The sequence below is a fragment of the Flavipsychrobacter sp. genome (assembly GCA_041392855.1).
Taxonomy (GTDB): Bacteria; Bacteroidota; Bacteroidia; order Chitinophagales; family Chitinophagaceae; genus UBA5543.
The window spans coordinates 2,261,684-2,280,703 of sequence record JAWKLD010000001.1; the positions used below are offsets into that span (position 1 = coordinate 2,261,684).

The following is a 19,020-nucleotide window of genomic DNA, read 5'->3' on the forward strand; positions in this document are numbered from 1 at the left end:
TGTTCTTGTAATGAATAACGGTAAAAAGAAAGTTGGGAATAGAGTAAAGCCTTTTTTATCTGGGGTGTTGTTAACACTTACCCTAGTCATTTTTGTGCAGGCAAGAACTACTGACTCTTACTTTGAAATTTCTAAAAACCTAGACATATTCACCAATATATTTAAAGAACTGAATACCAACTATGTTGACCCAATTGCACCAGGTGAATTAATCAAAACTGGTATAGATGCAATGCTTAATGAACTTGACCCCTACACTAACTACATTACAGAATCTGATATTGAGGAATTTGAATTTCAGACTACAGGAAAGTATGGTGGTATAGGGGCTACCATGCGTAAAAATGGGGATACAATCAGAGTTGGGGAAGTTCATGAATACTCGCCTGCCCATAAAGCAGGCTTACACCCTGGTGATCGATTAATTTCTGTTGATAATAAAAGTGTTGTAGGTAAATCTCTAAACGATATTAGTGTTCTATTGAAAGGCGCTCCTGGCACTCAACTTAACATCAAAATAAAAGACATTTATACAGGTCAAGTAATTGACAAAATAATTGTACGAGGAGAAATAGAAGTATCCAGTGTACCTTATGCAGGTTTTGTTGGTGATAAAAATGATATTGCATATGTACGTTTAACACAATTCACACAAGCGTGTAGCAGACAAGTACGTTCTGCATTAGACTCCTTGAAAAAAGTAAACCCTAATATGACAGCAGTTGTATTAGATCTTCGTAATAATCCCGGCGGTTTATTAAATGAGGCTGTAGCTACATGTAATCTTTTTGTTGATAGAGGGCAGCTTATCGTTAGCACAAAAGGCAAAAGAAAAGAAATAGGTCAGAACTTTAATACTAATGATAAACCTTGGGATACGAAAATGCCTTTGGCTGTACTAATAAACCGTTCTTCAGCATCCGCTTCTGAGATAGTATCGGGCACTATTCAAGATTTGGACAGGGGGGTTATTATAGGTGAACGTTCTTACGGAAAAGGTTTAGTACAAACTACAAGGCCCTTAGGTTACAACGCTAGGCTAAAACTAACAACTGCAAAATATTATACACCTAGCGGTAGATGCATACAAGCATTAGACTATTCTCATCGAAATGAGGATGGCAGTGTTGGCCATGTACCTGATTCACTAAAGAAAGAATACAAAACAAAAAGTGGCCGTAAAGTGTTAAGCGGAGGAGGTGTAGAGCCTGATATTGATGTAGACAACAAAGACATTAGCCAATTAGCAGTAACTCTGTACATGAAAGGCTACATTTTTGACTATGCAACACAATATGCTAAAAAGAACAGCTCTATTGCAGACCCTGCTAAGTTCAAACTTAGCGATGCAGAATATACTGCATTTGCTAAGTGGCTTGAGGGTAAAGATTATAGTTATAAAACCGAGACCGAAGTAGCATTAGACTCCTTAAAAAGTGTTGCTAAAAGAGAGAATCGGTTTGACGATTTCGCCTCCACATACAAAGACTTAGAGAAAAAGCTAGCCCATAATAAGAATGATGATCTAAATACTTATAAAAAAGAGGTTAGTACATTCTTAGAAAGTGAAATCATCTCAAGGTACTACTACTTAAGAGGAAGAATAAGCCACGGGCTTACTGATGATAAGTATATTGCCAGTGCAGTAACTACTTTAAACGCTACTACTGAATATAGCGCAATACTTAAGCCATAAAGTTACTGCTTCCATTGCTGCAACTCGTCTGCCAGTTTTCTATCATTAGTTAGCCTAGGCACTTTATTTTGCCCACCTAGCTTGCCTATGGACTTCATATATTCTATAAAGGAATGAGGTTGCATCTGCCTTATTATTAGCGGTTGAAGTATACTACCCTTCACTAAATCATTATAGTATGTGTTCAATGCCCTTAGATTATTATCTAAATCACTTGAAAATTCAGCAATATCATTAGGTTCCTTTTCAAACTCAACAAACCACTCATGAAAAGGAAGCTCATTATCCGTTTGTACCATAGGTGCTACTGTAAATTCTATTATTTTGGCATTATGCTTTTGTGCGGTCTGTAGCATAGCCTTTTCCACCTCTTCCCCTATTACATGTTCTCCAAATGCAGATATAAAATGTTTTATCCTTCCCGAAACTATAACACGGTAGGGATCAGTACTTACAAACTTAACCGTATCTCCTATATTATACCCCCATAAGCCTGCATTACTGTTAATGATCAAAGCATAGTTCTCCCCCACTTTTACATCTTCTAGCGATAAACGGGTTGGATTTTCATCAAACACCTCTCCCACTGGTATAAATTCAAAGAATATCCCCGAATTTGTGTTTAATAACATCCCCTCAGCCTCAAGTGTATCTTGGAATGCAAAGAATCCTTCCGAAGCAGGAAATGTTTCGAGGATATCAATTTTTCTGCCTACACTTTGTAATAGTTTCTCTTTATAAGGTTCAAAATTCACCCCACCTTGAACTAATAGCTGAAGGTTAGGAAATATCTCCATTATTTTCTTGCCATCACTTTTTTCCATTAACCAATCAAAATACATCTGCACCCAAGGAGGTATGCCACTTATCAGTGTCATATTTTTACCTAGCGTTTCGGCTACTATTCTCTCCAGTTTAGTTTCCCAATCTTCTATACAATTGGTTTCATAACTAGGTAACTGATTCCTTCTTAAATAGTTAGGAACAAAATGATTCACGATACCACTCAGTCTTCCCGTTGGTACACTACCTGTTCTTTCCAAAACGGGAGAACCAGAAAGAAATATCATATTCCCATCAACAAAAGAGGCATTACCGGTTTCTGCTATATAGCATAACAGCATATTTTTAGCCGAATTAATATGATTCGGCATAGAATCTTTGGTTATAGGTATATATTTAGCACCACTAGTTGTTCCTGATGTTTTAGCAAAATAAAGAGGCTTGCCCTTCCATAAAATATTTTGCTTCCCTTCTATAATTTGCTCTACGTAAGGTTTTAGTTTTTCATAATCCCTTATTGGTACCGCTTGTTTATATTGTAGATGGTTTTTTACCTCAGCTAAATGATGATCATTCCCAAAAGTGGTTTTACCTCCCACTTGTAACAACTTTGAAAGTATATTTTGCTGATCAGATACTGCAGTATTCATCCCATTACGGATGCGTTTAGATACAATTGAAGCGTATGGCTTTGCAATGGATGACTTAAACTTCATATTCCAAAAAGGTATTCAAGTAAAGCTAAAACTTTATGTGCGATTATAGAATTGTATTTAAATACATATAAAACCTCTTAAACTTATCACGGGTAAGAAATATAATATCAACTTTTATCATAGCTCAATATCTGGAGCTTGTTTTTAGACTTTATAATGGCAAATGTTCCTACAATTATTAAAACAGACCAAAAAAGGGCTAAAAATCAACAATTTGGGTAAAATATATTTTTCTTGTCTATATTATTTTATCCTTGTTTGCCGGATTATTGACAAACATCTTAAAACACTTTTTTTCATATCAAACAGAAGTATTTATTTATAGTTCAGGAACGCCTCTATGCCTTTATTAGTAATACTTTTGCCTGATTTAACCTTATCAAAAACATAACAAGAAGAAGATTAGTGATATATATATGTACGTCTTTAAAACAGGCATTATATTTGATCACATCAATATCAAAAAAACTCTATAAGCTAGTAAATACAGTACATATAGCAAAAATAATTTGCCTGATATCAAAAAACTGTATTAACTTTGCGCGAAATATTTTGGTAGGTCATGTTTGCAATAGTAAATATAGCAGGTCAACAGTTCAAGGTTAGAAAAGACGACGAACTGTTTGTACATAGACTAGGTGGGAACCCTGGTGATAATGTAGAATTTTCTGAAGTTCTAATGACTGGTGATGATAAAAACATCAACTTGTCAGCTTCAGTAAAAGTAAAAGCAGAAATCGTTGATCACCTAAAAGGTGACAAGGTGATTGTGTTCAAAAAGAAGCGCCGTAAGGGCTATCAGAAAAGTAATGGACACCGCCAATATCTTACAAAAATTAAGATTAGCGACATTGCTTAATTTTTTTTATTAAATTCGTAAATAGTATAATAAGAAGATGGCACACAAAAAAGGTGAAGGTAGTGTAAAGAACGGCCGTGATTCCAGAAGCAAACGCTTAGGAATTAAAATATATGGCGGTCAGGAAGCAATTGCAGGTAACATTATTGTACGTCAGAGAGGTACAGTATACCACCCTGGTGAGAATGTTGGAATCGGTAAAGATTTTACAATATTTTCATTAATTGATGGTACAGTTGAATTTCGTAAAACACGTAACAAAACACTTATCTCTGTTAAAGAAAATACAGCAATTGCCGAAGCTTAACCCGCTCGGCAATTTTGCCATATAAGGACTTTTTTTTTAACCCTTAAATTCACAAGTTTATGGCAACAACTAAAAAAGCAGCTAAAAAAGCTGTAGCCAAAAAAAAGGCGGCTCCTAAGAAAGCAGCTAAAAAAGCAGCTCCTAAGAAAGCAGCTAAAAAAGCAGCTCCTAAGAAAGCAGCTAAAAAAGCAGCTCCTAAGAAAGCAGCTAAAAAAGCAGCTCCTAAGAAAGCAGCTAAAAAAGCGGCTCCTAAGAAAGCAGCTAAAAAAGCGGCTCCTAAGAAAGCAGCTAAAAAAGCGGCTCCTAAGAAAGCAGCTAAAAAAGCAGCTCCTAAGAAAGCAGCTAAAAAAGCAGCTCCTAAGAAAGCAGCTAAAAAAGCAGCTCCTAAAAAAGCAGCTCCTAAGAAAGCAGCTAAAAAAGCAGCTCCTAAGAAAGCAGCTAAAAAAGCAGCTCCTAAGAAAGCAGCAAGAAGAGCAGCTCCTAGGAGAAAGAAATAAGACTTATAGAATCATTTATGATAAGAGACTGTATACTAACTATATAGTCTCTTTTTTTGTGCAACTACCATTCATAAATGCCGTAACTGTTAAACTAAACCCAAACAACGTATTTCATGTATGGAAAACCTTTTTTGATACATCTATTTAGTAGAGTAAATAGAAACAATTAAGTTTGCACGATAAAAACAAACCAATGAGTAACGAAAGTAATAGTAGATATAGCAACTTCAGAAGTACAATGCACATTGTTATGGGAGTACTATATATAGCTATAGGCAGTGCTGTACTTTACCTTAAACTATTCGGTAAATTTGAACTATCTCCCGGGCTAGCTTACTTTATCGGGATTATGATGATCTCTTATGGGGCATTTAGAATTTGGAGAGGGTGGAAAGACATACAAAATAACAAACAAAAGTCCTATTAACCCCCTTTTGTAACACTGTTGTAAAAGAGACTCTTTCGCTGTTAAATTAATGTTACAAGACAGCTAGGACTTATGCTTTTTTTTAAAATATTGACTAAAATTGCGCTGAAATGCAACGTCTAAGAAATACATTATTGATTATCCTCACTACTGGCCTATTTACTGCATGTAATGACAAAAAAGCCAGTAAGTATACTGATACTCCTAGTTCAGGAACAATTAATATTTCTGTAGATGAATCTTACAAGCCTATTGTAGAACAACAATTAAAAGTTTTCGATAGCAGTTTTCCCGACGCACATATTAATGTACACTACAAGTCTGAAACTGAATGTATTAACGACTTCAAAAGTGATAGCGCGAGGTTAATTCTTATTACTAGAGACTTATCAGAAGTCGAAAAACAAAATTTACTTGACAATAAAGTTGTAACACACTCTCTTTCAATAGCTAAAGATGCAGTAGCTATTATTGTTAACAATAATAACCCAGATAGTACAGTTAGTATTAGTGAATTGAAGGGGATGCTAACAGGAGAAAATATAAATAACTATACTGTAGTATTTGACAATCAGGGTTCTAGCACTCTTAGGTATATGCTAGATTCCATTATACCAGGAGAGCAATTAGGCAAAAATGTTTTTGCTACCAGCAGTAATGATTCTGTAATAGCTTATGTAGCCAATCACAAGAACGCAATTGGTGTAGTAGGTGTAAGTCATATTAGTGACTTTAATGATCCCGAAGGGCTAGCTTTTATTAACAATGTTCGTGTAGTATCTGTTTTAAATGATTCATTAGGGCAGTATTACAAACCTTACCAAATATATATAGCCCCAAATAAATACCCATTGGTGCGAAATCTATATTATGTACACAGAGAAACACATCAAGGGCTAGCTAATAGTTTTGCTAGATTCCTACGTGAATATAGAGGTCAGCTCATCTTTAAGAGCGGTAGATTATTCCCGACAAGGGTTAATATTATCTTCAGAGGAGCTGAAGTAAACCAGTAACAAACAATAATATCTAACAATAAATAGCAATTTGTATAAAAAATACAACTAATGAAGATTAAACAATCTATAGTAATGATGGTAGCACTTATAATTACAATAAGTGCACAAGCTCAATCATTAGAAGAAGGAATAAAGATGTATAGATTTGAGCGCTACAAAAGCGCTAAACAACAACTATCATCTTTAGCAGGAGGTAATGCAGTAGCCAATTATTACTTAGGACTTTCTGAATTACAACTTGGAAATACTGACGCTGCAAAAGCAATTTTTGCTAAATATCCTGATGATTATGCAAACATCTCCGGTATGGCTAGAGCAGCTTTTGTAACAGGAGATATTGCTAAAGGGAATGAAATAGCTGAAGATCTAGCTAAAAAAGCAAAAAAGAAAGATGCTACACCTTACCGCTATGCTGCTGATGCTATAACTTATACCAAAGGTGGTGACAAGCAAAAGGCAATAGAATGGTATAACCTATTCTTGGAAAAACAAATACTCCCTGAAGTACAAATTGCTCTTGCTGACGCCTATCAAGAGGTTCAAGGTGGAGGTGGTAAAGCGATGAACAACTATGAAACTGTTGTAACTAATAACCCTGACAACTCTTTGGCTTTATCTAGAATAGGTAAATTATGGTATGACGCAAAACGTTATGATCTTGCTTTAGAGAACTGGCAAAAAGCTCAAGAAGCTGATGCTACTAACCCATTACCTTATCGCGACTTAGCAAACGCTTATCGCCTTACAGGGAAATATGCGCTAGCTAAGGAGAACGTTGAAAAATACTGGCAATACTCTGATAAAAGTAATTCTGATAAAGAACAGTACATGGATATACTATTTCTATCAGAAGACTATAAAGGTGCTATATCTAAAGCGAAGGAATTAATTAGTGCTGGTGTAGTAGAGCCACGTTTCTACGGAATACTAGCTTTTAGTCAATTAGAATTAGAAGACTCTACAAATGCACTTGTAAACATTAGAAAATATGTAGCAGGAACTCCTAAAGATAAGATACGTAGTGTTACTTATTTAAAATATGGTAGTATCATGCTCATGAACAGCATGAATGATTCGGCCGATCATTACTTCACTAAGTATGCTAATAGTGATACAGCTAAAGACAAATCTGATAGCTATAGAAATATTGCACAAGCCTTTAAAAATCAAAAGGCATATGAGCAAACAGCACGTTGGTATGAGAAGTTGGTAAATGAATTTCCTAACGATGCTAAAGCTACAGACTTCTTCTATGGTGGTCTTTATTACTACTATAGCCAAGGTTATGGTAAGGCTGATACATTGTTTGCTATGATGGAGAAAAACTATCCGGATCAGCCATCTGCACCATACTGGAGAGGAAGAGCTAATGCAGCAATTGACAATGAAGCAGAACAAGGTTTAGCAGTTCCTCATTATGAAAAATGGCTTGACCTTAAAGCAGAAGACATCGGAGCACCAACTATACTATCTAGCAATACTAAAATAACAACTACTGACGCAAACGGGGCTACAAGAACCACAGATGTTCAAAGTACAACTACATTTAACGATGGTAGTAAAAATGTAAATAAAAACAATCCAGAAAGGCCTAAAGACAAGGATCTAATGCAAGCTTACCAGTATCTTTTGTTGTATTACTTTAAGAAAGAAGACAAACCTAATACAGATAAGTACCTTACTCTTGTAGAGTGGGTAGAACCTGACAACAAATTATCAGAGCAAATACGTGAAATACGAAAAAAATAAATAGATTACTTTAAACAATAAAGCCACCTAAATAGGTGGCTTTATTGTTTTTTACCTATATCTATCAATAACTTTTTTGACAAAGATGTAAGTAGTATTGTTTTTAGTGCAGTATCAGATACATTCATAGCATTAGCTATAATACTAAAGGAAGCACTTTCTTGTCCATCAACGTCAAAATCCGATACAGCTACATCCGCTAAAAGGGACAGAGTTCCCATATGTAACTCTGCTGGTATTTGCTTAAGCATTGCACCTACTATTTCAACAAAAGAGCTTTCAGCAAATTTGACCTGATAGCTTTTATACAAAGCAATGATGGAAACCTCATCATAGTTTGTAAAGATATTTTTCATAGTGATAATTGTAATTAGTTCATTATTATCCACTTCCCCATCTGCTTCTGCCATGGCAAACATTAAACACAATACTGCTTCTTTATAATACATACGAAGATATTTCCTTTAGGTACTATTAATTTTTAGATGACTAATATAGTCAACAAATTTGCTAACCTGCTTTTCTTGAGAATCATCTTATTAAAAAACAGGATACAAAATGCAACATTTTGCCTTATAATTATAGGTATTGAAAGATATATCGTATTATTAATGTTTTAATAATTAGGGGTGTATAGTCGTTTGATTGTCCTATAAACTGTTGCCAATAAATACTTGCGTACTTATATGCACAAACTACCAGCTTTCATTTACTCATTTCTGCTGATTATATGCCTATTGGCTACAAATAGTACTGTAGCCCAACAAGGTAAAATAAATGGCATTGTAAGTAATGCTAATACTTTAGAACCTGTAGCATATGGTACAGCTATATGGATGAAAACACATATAGGCACACAAACTGATACTTTAGGTCATTTTTCTATACCTCTAAGTAAAGACAAACAGGATACCCTTATTATCAGCTTTGTTGGTTATAAACCTTACAAAATTGCCAGAAAACAAATTGAGACTAGGGAGGTATTAAAAATCTTATTAATTCCTACTCATTTATCCGAAGTCTTTGTAAGCTCAAAAATGACAAAAGGTTATCGTTGGTGGCGAGAAATTGTATCCCACAAGAAGTATAATAAGCCTAAGGACTATGACTACTTCTATTGCGAGTTATATAACAAGTATGAGATAGACATAAACAACATAGACCATTATACTAACCTTCGCTTTCTGCAACCTTTCAAGGATAAGATCAATACAATTGTAGATAGCAATAAAAATGGTGAGAAATACTTCCCTATATTTTTCACAGAGTCTGTTTCTGACTTTTATAGTAGCAATCTATTACATAAAACAAGAAATGAGATAAAAGCGCTTAAAAGTACAGGGATCAATAACGAATCTATACTTGAATACTTAGAAGACCAAGATCAAAAAACATCTGCTTACGACAACTTCATTACACTTTTTGGCAAAGAGTTTATTAGTCCACTAAATTATAGTGGTAATAAAAACTATGAATATATCGGTGGTGATACAATTATAAATGACGATGGTGTTTTTTATCAACTTCGATTCAAACCACTACGAAATGGTGAAAATGTCTTTGAAGGGGAATGTTGGGTTGACACTAGCTCATGGGCAGTAAAAAAAATAACACTTACAGCTTCTGAAACTGCAGATATCAACTACATCCACGACATATATCTCGAACAGACTTATCAACTCATCGGGAAAGACGAATGGGTTATATACAAAGACTTCTTAAAAGTAAAAGCAGCACCTCTAAAAAAAAGCACATTATCTGTTTTAGCAAGTAAAACTAGCTTTCAAAAGAATATCAAAACAGACAAAAAGTTTATTAGAAAAAAACTAGAGAACAGTAAAGGCCCTAACGTAATCATACACAGTTATAATGATGTAACATGTAAAAAAATTGATGTTACTAAATTACGCCCTGAAGCATTGTCGCAAAAGGAACTTCAAGTGTATGAGATAATGGACTCTGTAAAGGCAATGCCTGAATATAAAAAGATAAGGAATGGATTCAACTTTTTTGTAGGTGGCTATAAGAAATTCGGCATAATTGAAATTGGCCCTTGGTATAAATGGGTAAGCGGCAATAGGCTTGAAGGACTTAGAAATAGGTTTGATATTTCTACAACCGAAAAGCTAAATAAGAACTTTCGTATACACAGTTATATAGCCTATGGATATAAAGACAAACGATTTAAAGGGGGTGCAGACATTAGGTACTCATTTATAAATGACCTTGATGTTTTTGCTGCTTACAAAAACGATATCTATAATGGCAGACAGAAACATATTGATGCTGACATAGGCATTGACAACCTGTTTAGTGGCATGCTTAGGCGCCCTAATATTAAGCGCAAATTCTTGTACCAAGAACAAGGCTTATTGAGAATAACAAAACGTTTCCCTAGCAGCTTTTCCATCACACCAGGTTATTCTCAAACACATTATGCCTTACTATGGCCAACTAGAAAGGGTCCTTTTGACTATAAAATATTCAATACCGAAAGGATAACTAATGTGGAGCTGTCTCTAGGCTTAAGGTATGCCCCGGGAGAAAAAATAATAGATGGGTTTAGAAAGGATATTAGATTATCTAAAGGCACGCTACCGATTCTATCTTTAAATTATGCACAATCCTTACCTACGCTATTCAACACATTATATGAATACAAAAAAGTTGACGCGAGCTATTATCAGAAAATATTAATACCTAGGTGGGGTATTGTGAAATATACGTTATATGCTGGCAAAGTGTTTGGAGATGGCATACCATTTATGATGCTAGAAGTACATCCAGGCAATGAAACTTTTTACTACAACAAGTTCTCCTTCAACCTTATGAATAGGTTTGAATATTTTAGTGATGAGTATGCTGGTTTGAATTTTGAGCACAACATAGGCCAGAAAGTTTTAAAGTACATTTCTGTATTTAGGAAAATTGGTATCCGTCAATTTTATAACATAAAGACCTTATGGGGCAACGCTAATCTCACTAACAAAAACCTAAACAGAGCTGACCTAGGGGAGTATAACATTCGATCGTTAAACAACGGGATGTATACAGAAGTAGGTACAGGCTTTGATAATATATTCAATGTATTTAGAATAGACTTGGTTTGGAGACTAAACCCTAAAGCTGGAGATAATATTCCCAGCAAGCCCTACCTCAATTCTACCAAACAAAACTTTGGAATATTCGGCAGTTTTAGAGTACAGCTTTAAAGCCAAACATTTTCCCGAACTTTGCCAGAGTATGTTCAAAATTCATAGCCCTTACAAACCTGCAGGAGACCAACCTCATGCCATCTCCGAATTGGTTAATGGTATAAATTCAGGAGAGCAGTTTCAGACATTACTAGGTGTAACTGGGAGTGGTAAAACATTTACCATGGCCAATGTAATACAAGAAACTCAAAAGCCTACTCTAGTTATCACTCACAATAAAACACTTGTAGCACAACTATATGGAGAACTACGACAATTCTTTCCTGATAATGCAGTAGAATATTTTGTAAGCTATTATGATTACTATCAACCAGAAGCATATATACCAACTAGTGACACTTATATAGAAAAAGACTTGTCAATAAATGAAGAACTTGACAAACTTCGTCTACGTGCTACTAGTAACCTACTAAGTGGCCGTAGAGATATTATTGTGGTGGCATCTGTTTCCTGTATTTATGGTATGGGTAACCCAACAGAATATACTAATAGTATCATTCGTTTTAAGACAGGAGACAATGTAGGTCGTAATGGATTCTTACATCACCTCGTTAGTGCTCAATATATGCGTAGCCAAGGAGAGTTTGCCAGAGGAACTTTTCGTGTAAAAGGTGATACAGTTGATATCAATCTCCCTTATTTAGATTATGGCTATCGTATCACATTTTTTGGAGATGAGGTTGAGGAAATTGAAAGTTTTGAAACTGATACAGGCAAACGTATTGCGCGGTTGGATAATGCGGCCATTTTCCCTGCCAACCTTTATCTTGCACCTAAGGACATGATGGCAAGTATCATTCATGAGATACAAGATGAGATGAATGCACAGCAAGAGTATTTCATTAGTATTGGCAAACCACTGGAAGCGCAGCGCATTAAAGAACGTGTAAGCTATGATCTGGAAATGATCCAAGAGCTAGGCTTTTGTAATGGTATAGAAAACTACTCACGCTTTTTAGATAGAAGAGAACCAGGAACTAGGCCATTCTGTTTAATAGATTACTTCCCTGATGATTTTCTAATGGTTATTGACGAGAGCCACGTGACCATACCTCAAGTAAGCGGCATGTATGGTGGAGATAGAAGTAGGAAACTAAATCTTGTTGATTATGGATTTCGACTACCAAGTGCATTGGATAACAGACCCCTTAATTTTCAAGAATTTGAAAGCTTATTAAATCAAGTAGTATTTGTTAGTGCTACACCAGGCGATTATGAATTGCATCGCACACAAGGTGTCGTTACCGAACAAGTTGTGAGACCTACTGGGCTCTTAGACCCCCCAATTGAGATTCGTCCAAGTACCAACCAAATAGATGACTTGCTTGATGAAATAGACAAACGTGTTAAGAAAAATGACCGTGTGTTAGTAACCACCCTTACTAAACGCATGGCAGAAGAGATGGACAAGTACTTGAAACGTATAGATATCAAAAGCAAGTATATACACAGCGAAGTAGACACACTGGAAAGAGTTGAAATACTACGTGAATTACGATTAGGCAAAATTGATGTTTTAGTAGGCGTAAACTTATTGCGGGAGGGCTTAGATTTACCGGAAGTTTCATTAATGGCAATACTTGATGCCGACAAAGAAGGTTTTTTACGTAACGAACGTTCTCTAACACAAATGGCAGGACGTGCAGCTCGTAATGCTGAGGGCTTGGTTATCTTTTATGCTGATAGAATGACGGAAAGCATGCAACGCACAATTGACGAAACAAATAGACGTAGAGAAAAACAAATAAAATACAATACGGAACATAATATAACTCCGATGACTATTAGGAAAAGTACCGATGAAGTTTTTCAACAAACATCAGTACTTGACATTAAAGGTTTTGATGAGAATAATCAGTATGCTGTACACGATGAAATAACTACAATTGCGGCTGAAGAAGAAGTAACTTATAAAACTGCAACTCAGTTACAAAAAATTATCAAACAGACTAAAAAACACATGCAGCAAGCTGCTAAAGATCTAGACTTTATGGAAGCAGCAAGATTGCGCGATAAGATGCTAGCTTTAGAGAAAGAGTTAGAGGCTATGAAGTAACACTAACTTGCAATGTTATTAATATCCCTATTTTCCAAGTGTATTTTATCACTACCATGTAGGGCTACATTTATCATGGCTTTACCTACTCTGGCGGTATCTGTCACTGAAGGTAGTTTTTCTAATAGCGGGAATAGAGGTCTCGTAATTTTGTACATCGTATTATACCACCTTGTTTTAGACTGTATACCTTTTTTAGGTAGAATCACACCTGGCCTAAACATATAAGCTTTCTTAAAAGGCATTGACAATAATTTATTTTCAGTCTTACCTTTTACTCTAGCCCACATGCTTCGCCCCTTCTCTGTACTATCAGTACCAGTACCTGAAACATACAAGAAAGTCATATTAGGACTTACAACAGTTTCAGCAAAATGAATGGTCAAGTCATATGTAAGCCCGGTATACTGTTCCTCACTCATACCTACAGCAGAAACACCTAAACAGAAAAAGCAAGCATCATAACCTTGCAAGCGCTTTTTAACAGAAGACAAGTCAAAAAAATCTTTGTGGATTATCTCTGTCAATTTTGGATGTTTGATTCCAACAGTAGACCTATTGATAATCAGCACTTCTTCTATATTATTACTATCAAGACATTCGTATAGTACACCTTTTCCTACCATACCTGTTGTACCCGTAATAATCACACGTAACTTCATACCTCTAAAGTTAAGTGATATTAGCCATTATGTTATTGACCTGAAAATAGTATACCTCAAGGTGAGCTCTAATAACAGAAGAACAATTGTGATTAATGCAAATGGGAAGAAAAGCTCAGCATAATGCTTGTAGCTACTCACTTCTATTTTTGTTTTTTCTAACTGGTCTATTTCCTTATATATGGCGTTAAGAGAGGTATTATTAGTAGCACGGTAATATTTACCGCCTGTTTCCTTTGCTATTTTTTTCAATAGGGGTTCATCTATTTGTACAGCCATCATCTGTTTCTGTGTACCTAAAGGCGTTTGTACAGGATATGGAGCTTGCCCTTTACTACCTACACCAATAGTATAGACCCTCACTTTATAAGACTTGGCAATTTCAAGAGCAGTACTAGGATCAATAAGGCCAGAATTATTGACCCCATCAGTAAGTAAAATAAGTACTTTACTCTTTGCTTTTGAAGCTCTTAAACGGTCAACACCTGTTGCCAAACCCATACCGATGGCAGTACCATCTGCTAACAGGCCACTCTTTATATTACTTAACTGCTCTTTTAAAACCTGATGATCAATAGTTATAGGTACTTGAGTAAAACTCTCACCGGAAAATATAACAAGTCCTACACGATCCGTTTTTCTACTCTCTACAAACTTTGCCGCTACTTCCTTTGCTGCCTCTATACGGTTAGGTTTTAAATCCTCAGCCAACATACTTCCCGACACATCTATAGACATTACTATATCAATACCCTCACTATCAATATTTTCTGTAACATTACTACTTTGTGGCCTTGCCAATGCAACTATCAAAGAAGCTATAGCCAACACCCTTAGTAAAAACATTGATGGCAATAGACGTACTCTCCAACTAGGCTTCACCTCAGAAATACCACTAAGAGTTGTTAAACGCATCGCTGGCTGATGGTTCTTTTTCTTACGCAGCTGCCACCATATCATAAAAGGTATTACCAGAAGTAATAGAAAATACCATGGGTGTGCAAAGCTGATATGTGACCAAGGCATATTCATTATTTTTTCTTCTCTTTTGGGTTAGTCTCTTCTATGGGCACTGTAATAGAAACGAACTGACTAATTTTATTAAATGCATCAATATGCTCTTCCGGCAATGGTTGTGCTTTTGCAAACTTTGCCATATCTGCTATTCTTAATGCACTTTCTATTATCCCTCTATGCATTGTCAACTCTTTATGCGTTTTCATTTTATCTAACAACTCATCTGTAGTTAGCCCCAAAACGGTAATACCATAACGACCACCAATATAGTAACGAAGAATATCAGTAAGTTCTACATAATACTGCTTGACCTCTCCTTTTTGCCATAGCTCTTTCCTCTCTAACTCACCTAACATTCTAGTAGCTCTTTCATGTAGCGTTTCCGAAGGTGGTGGGATATATGGCTTTTTCTTCTTTTTTAGTAGTGTATATGCTATCATAACCACTAGTGTTAATAACAACAAACCACGCCATATCCAGAAGAGTGTTGTAAGATGATCTAACCAAGTTAACTCTACCTCTTTAATATCCTTTATATCTCTAAATGGTTTTGTAGTATCAACTGGTATGGTCTGCACATACAGATCAAAAGAGTCTGTATAAAATATTGTTGAATTGCCACCCTTTACTGCAGCAAATTCAAATGCAGGTATTTGGTACACCCCAGAATCGAAACCTGTAATTAAAAGTCTTTGCTTGTAGGTAATACCACCGTCTTTTGTAACGGTATCAATTTTGCCCTTTTCAATTACTTCTAGAGTATTAAAGGTGTCAGGAATATTTGCCCAAATCAACTTTCCCTCTTTATCTCCCTTTACTTCAATAAAGTATCTTACTTGGTCTCCTATAGTTATCTCCTTTGCGTCTATTTTTGTTGACACGGTAGTTTGTGCTACCACAGCCAAAGGAGCTAATAGTGTTGCCAATAAAAGAATGATATGTATCCTGATCTTCATAATTACCTATCTACCTTTGAAGAAGCCTTGTAACACTTTTACATAATCCTCATCAGTCCTTAATGTCATCAACTGAGCGCCACTTTTTCTAAACGACTGAGTACAATACTTTTTATGAGTATCAAATCTATGTGCATAATTTACTCTTACAGCTTTACTTTCTGTATCTAGCCAAGCTGTTTCTTTTGTTTCAGAATCTATAACCTGAACCAAACCTGCGTGTGGCAACTCTCTGTCGTGTTTATCGTACACTTGAATACCAACTAGGTCGTGCCTACGAGCAGCAAGTTGTAATGCTTTTTCATAATCCTCGCTTATAAAGTCGCTTAACACAAAAGTGATCGCTCTTTTTTTCTGCACTTGGTTCAATAGCTCTAATGCTGCTTTTACATTCGTTCCACCTTCTTCTTTTGGCTCTAAAGCCACAAGCTCTCTAATAATACGTAATATATGACTACGCCCCTTTTTAGGTGGTATAAACTGCTCTACTTTGTCACTGAAAAATATCACACCAACTTTATCATTATTGGTGGCAGCTGAAAAAGATAATACAGCACTTATCTCTGTAATTAGTTCTCTCTTTAGCCTTTCATTTGTTCCAAACAGAGAACTGCTACTTACATCTACCAAAAGCATGAGAATTAATTCCCGCTCTTCCTCAAACACTTTTACAAAGGGAGTTGAGAATCTGGCAGTTACATTCCAGTCAATGTTCTTCACATCGTCACCATGCTGATACTCTCTTACTTCACTAAAAGACATTCCCCTTCCCTTAAAGGCAGAGTGATATTCGCCTGCGAATATATGGTTACTAAGCCCTTTAGTTTTTATTTCTATCCTTCTTACCTTTTTTAGTATTTCAGCGGTCGTCAGCATAGTTTATTAAACCGTAGTTTCTTTTACTATTTGTTTTAATACTATTGCCATCTGTTCACCTCGAGCCTTAGCCTCTTCTTCTGTCATCTTTAGGGTTATAAGAGATGTTATACAACGTCCCATAATAGCATCGCTGATAGGAAAAGCCTGATTGCTGTAATGTAGTACTTGCTGTTTTTGATCATCATGCAAGCGATGCATAAAGCTGCCATTCTGCAAATGCTGCCATTTACGGATATAATGCCAGTTATTATCGTACCAATAAAAATTACCTCCTATGCCTGCTTTGGCTAATGCAGCAATTCCTTCTCTTGCTTCAGCCTCTGTAGGTAAAAAGAAGGATAAGAACATACAAGTATCTCCTTCCGGATCAGGTATTTCTCTAAACGTTATACCTGGTACATCAACAAGTTGCTCTTTTATAATGCGATGATTTCTCCTTTGTATCTCCAAAACCGAATCAACCTTACGAATTTGAGCTAAACCAACCGCGGCATGTAATTCAGAGATACGGTAGTTAAATCCTAAATAAGGATGCGATTCTGCTCCTCTATCATTGCCCACATGGTCATGACCATGGTCGCTCATATGATCGCATTTTGTATAAACATCTTTATCGTTGGTAAGAACAACACCCCCTTCACCACAAGTCATTATTTTCACGAAGTCAAAAGAAAAGGTTCCTGCATCACCTATCGTTCCTAGATGCTTTCCTTTATAAGTACCACCAATGGCTTGGCAAGCATCTTCTAGTAGTAATAAATTATGTTGTGTACATATAGTTTTTAGTTCATCTATTTTTGCCATACTACCACACATATGTACCGGCATTATAGCTTTTGTTTTTGGTGTTATAGCAGCTGCTACCGCTTTAGGGTCTAGTGTTAGTGACTCATCAATGTCTACTAAAACAGGTATGGCACCTGTAGAAATCACTGCTTCAAAACTAGCGACAAAAGTAAATGTTGGCATGATCACTTCATCACCTGCACCAATGCCCAAAGCTGCCATAGCAAGATTAAGTGCAGCAGTACCACTACTTACCAACTGTGCATGTTTACTGCCAAATCGGTTACATATTTCTTGCTCCAGCTCATTAGCTTTCCAAGTATTATTACGAGCACCATCGAAGCCATAACGCATTAAGATCCCAGTCTCTAAAACGTCATTTACTTCTTTGCGCTCTTCGTCGCCAAATAGTTCAAATCCAGGCATATAAAATGTTTAGTGAACAAAAGTAACAGATAGTATTTTTATATACTTTAATGAATTACTAAAATTTTCTGAAAAATTGGGTTATCATCCCCAATATATAAACCTTAGTTTTGCATTATACACAAAAAAAATCCGCAATTATGAAGAAATTACTTACTGTAATGGTAGGGTCATCATTACTATTTACCGCTTGTAATGACAATACTACACAAGAAGAAGAAACGGTTATGACAGCGGCACCAATATCCATTAATCAAGTTAGTGCTTCTCCTGAATTTGAAGGTGCACAAATAGCAATAGGGAAGGTTACATCTACCCCAGAAGGAGACAATAATGCCATAGTTAGTTTTCAGTTTGATGTGAAAAACTATGAGCTTATGAACCAGACCAACGATGCTGAGGCCAAAATGTGTGCTAACTCAGAAAAAGGGCAACATATTCACTTTATACTAGACAACGAACCATATGCCGCTCTTTATAAGCCAGAGCATCAAGTGACATTAGCTAAAAATAGTGAGCACTATTTGTTAGCTTTTTTATCTCGTTCATACCACGAAAGCATTAAGACTAAAGGTGCTAGCCTTGTCTATCATTTCAAAGTAGATGAAAATGGCACAATACAAGAACTAGACCCTCCTACAGAACCTATGTTGTTCTACAGCAGACCAAAGGGCACCTATGTAGGCCAAAATAATACTGACAATCTTTTATTTGACTTTTTCCTTTGGAATACTGAAATAAGTGAGGATGGTAACCATGTAATGGCGCATATAAAAGGGAATGCTGTAGACACTACTATAGTAGTAACTAACTGGAAGTCTTACTTCTTAAATAACATGCCTCTAGGCGAGCAAACTATAGAGTTAACACTTGTAGACAAAGATGGCAATAAAATTGAGGGGGCTATGACAAATGTAACTCGAGCATATACTCTAGCTGCTGAAGAACCTTTACCAGCGGAATAACA

General features: G+C 35.9%; 17 protein-coding genes. 10 read left to right on the plus strand and 7 right to left on the minus strand.

Annotated features, from left to right (window positions below):
• The first annotated feature begins 10 nt into the window (after window positions 1-10).
• Window positions 11-1,696 carry a S41 family peptidase gene (locus R2800_10545; protein ID MEZ5017479.1) on the plus strand — a complete coding sequence of 562 codons (1,686 nt, stop codon included), beginning with the start codon at window positions 11-13 and terminating at the stop codon, window positions 1,694-1,696.
• 2 nt (window positions 1,697-1,698) lie between these two features.
• On the opposite strand, the gene R2800_10550 is transcribed toward R2800_10545, so the two are convergent.
• Window positions 1,699-3,195 (minus strand): GH3 auxin-responsive promoter family protein, encoded by a 1,497-nt coding sequence (locus tag R2800_10550; GenBank protein MEZ5017480.1) that lies wholly within the window; start codon window positions 3,193-3,195, stop codon window positions 1,699-1,701.
• A gap of 562 nt (window positions 3,196-3,757) precedes the next feature.
• Between R2800_10550 and rplU the strand changes: the two genes are divergently transcribed.
• The 6 genes from rplU to R2800_10580 all read left to right on the plus strand — a co-directional run bounded on the left by rplU (window position 3,758) and on the right by R2800_10580 (window position 8,056).
• The gene (gene rplU / locus R2800_10555) at window positions 3,758-4,054 is read left to right on the plus strand and encodes a 50S ribosomal protein L21 (GenBank protein ID MEZ5017481.1); all 297 of its coding nucleotides are present in this window, start codon (window positions 3,758-3,760) and stop codon (window positions 4,052-4,054) included.
• A gap of 37 nt (window positions 4,055-4,091) precedes the next feature.
• Window positions 4,092-4,361, plus strand: a complete 270-nt coding sequence (gene rpmA / locus R2800_10560) for a 50S ribosomal protein L27 (GenBank protein MEZ5017482.1) — start codon at window positions 4,092-4,094, stop codon at window positions 4,359-4,361.
• A gap of 59 nt (window positions 4,362-4,420) precedes the next feature.
• Window positions 4,421-4,858 carry a hypothetical protein gene (locus tag R2800_10565; protein MEZ5017483.1) on the plus strand — a complete coding sequence of 146 codons (438 nt, stop codon included), beginning with the start codon at window positions 4,421-4,423 and terminating at the stop codon, window positions 4,856-4,858.
• 196 nt (window positions 4,859-5,054) lie between these two features.
• Window positions 5,055-5,288 carry a hypothetical protein gene (locus R2800_10570; GenBank protein ID MEZ5017484.1) on the plus strand — a complete coding sequence of 78 codons (234 nt, stop codon included), beginning with the start codon at window positions 5,055-5,057 and terminating at the stop codon, window positions 5,286-5,288.
• A 110-nt stretch (window positions 5,289-5,398) separates the two neighbouring features.
• Window positions 5,399-6,304 (plus strand): substrate-binding domain-containing protein, encoded by a 906-nt coding sequence (locus R2800_10575; GenBank protein ID MEZ5017485.1) that lies wholly within the window; start codon window positions 5,399-5,401, stop codon window positions 6,302-6,304.
• Window positions 6,305-6,355: 51 nt separating this feature from the next.
• On the plus strand, window positions 6,356-8,056 hold the full coding sequence (locus tag R2800_10580; GenBank protein ID MEZ5017486.1) for a tetratricopeptide repeat protein: 1,701 nt from the start codon (window positions 6,356-6,358) through the stop codon (window positions 8,054-8,056).
• A 41-nt stretch (window positions 8,057-8,097) separates the two neighbouring features.
• On the opposite strand, the gene R2800_10585 is transcribed toward R2800_10580, so the two are convergent.
• A complete protein-coding gene (locus R2800_10585) occupies window positions 8,098-8,505 on the minus strand; it encodes a TerB family tellurite resistance protein (protein MEZ5017487.1) in 408 nt (135 codons plus the stop codon).
• A 237-nt stretch (window positions 8,506-8,742) separates the two neighbouring features.
• On the opposite strand from R2800_10585, the gene R2800_10590 reads away from it, so the two are divergent.
• Entirely contained in the window at window positions 8,743-11,268 is a 2,526-nt protein-coding gene (locus R2800_10590; protein ID MEZ5017488.1) for a DUF5686 family protein, read from the plus strand.
• Between the two features lie 31 nt (window positions 11,269-11,299).
• Complete coding sequence (gene uvrB / locus R2800_10595) at window positions 11,300-13,327, plus strand: excinuclease ABC subunit UvrB (GenBank protein ID MEZ5017489.1); 2,028 nt, start codon at window positions 11,300-11,302, stop codon at window positions 13,325-13,327.
• 2 nt (window positions 13,328-13,329) lie between these two features.
• On the opposite strand, the gene R2800_10600 is transcribed toward uvrB, so the two are convergent.
• From R2800_10600 to R2800_10620, 5 genes are read right to left on the minus strand one after another with little or no spacing between them, the layout of a single operon-like run.
• Window positions 13,330-13,989: an NAD-dependent epimerase/dehydratase family protein gene (locus R2800_10600; protein MEZ5017490.1), complete on the minus strand. Its 660-nt coding sequence runs from the start codon at window positions 13,987-13,989 to the stop codon at window positions 13,330-13,332.
• A gap of 27 nt (window positions 13,990-14,016) precedes the next feature.
• The gene (locus R2800_10605; protein ID MEZ5017491.1) at window positions 14,017-15,015 is read right to left on the minus strand and encodes a VWA domain-containing protein; all 999 of its coding nucleotides are present in this window, start codon (window positions 15,013-15,015) and stop codon (window positions 14,017-14,019) included.
• 5 nt (window positions 15,016-15,020) lie between these two features.
• Window positions 15,021-15,962, minus strand: a complete 942-nt coding sequence (locus tag R2800_10610) for a hypothetical protein (protein ID MEZ5017492.1) — start codon at window positions 15,960-15,962, stop codon at window positions 15,021-15,023.
• A gap of 6 nt (window positions 15,963-15,968) precedes the next feature.
• Entirely contained in the window at window positions 15,969-16,838 is an 870-nt protein-coding gene (locus tag R2800_10615; protein ID MEZ5017493.1) for a DUF58 domain-containing protein, read from the minus strand.
• Between the two features lie 6 nt (window positions 16,839-16,844).
• Window positions 16,845-18,053, minus strand: coding sequence for a DegT/DnrJ/EryC1/StrS family aminotransferase (locus R2800_10620; GenBank protein MEZ5017494.1), 1,209 nt, complete (start codon window positions 18,051-18,053; stop codon window positions 16,845-16,847).
• Between the two features lie 140 nt (window positions 18,054-18,193).
• Between R2800_10620 and R2800_10625 the strand changes: the two genes are divergently transcribed.
• Window positions 18,194-19,018 carry a hypothetical protein gene (locus R2800_10625; GenBank protein MEZ5017495.1) on the plus strand — a complete coding sequence of 275 codons (825 nt, stop codon included), beginning with the start codon at window positions 18,194-18,196 and terminating at the stop codon, window positions 19,016-19,018.
• The last annotated feature ends 2 nt before the right edge of the window (window positions 19,019-19,020 follow it).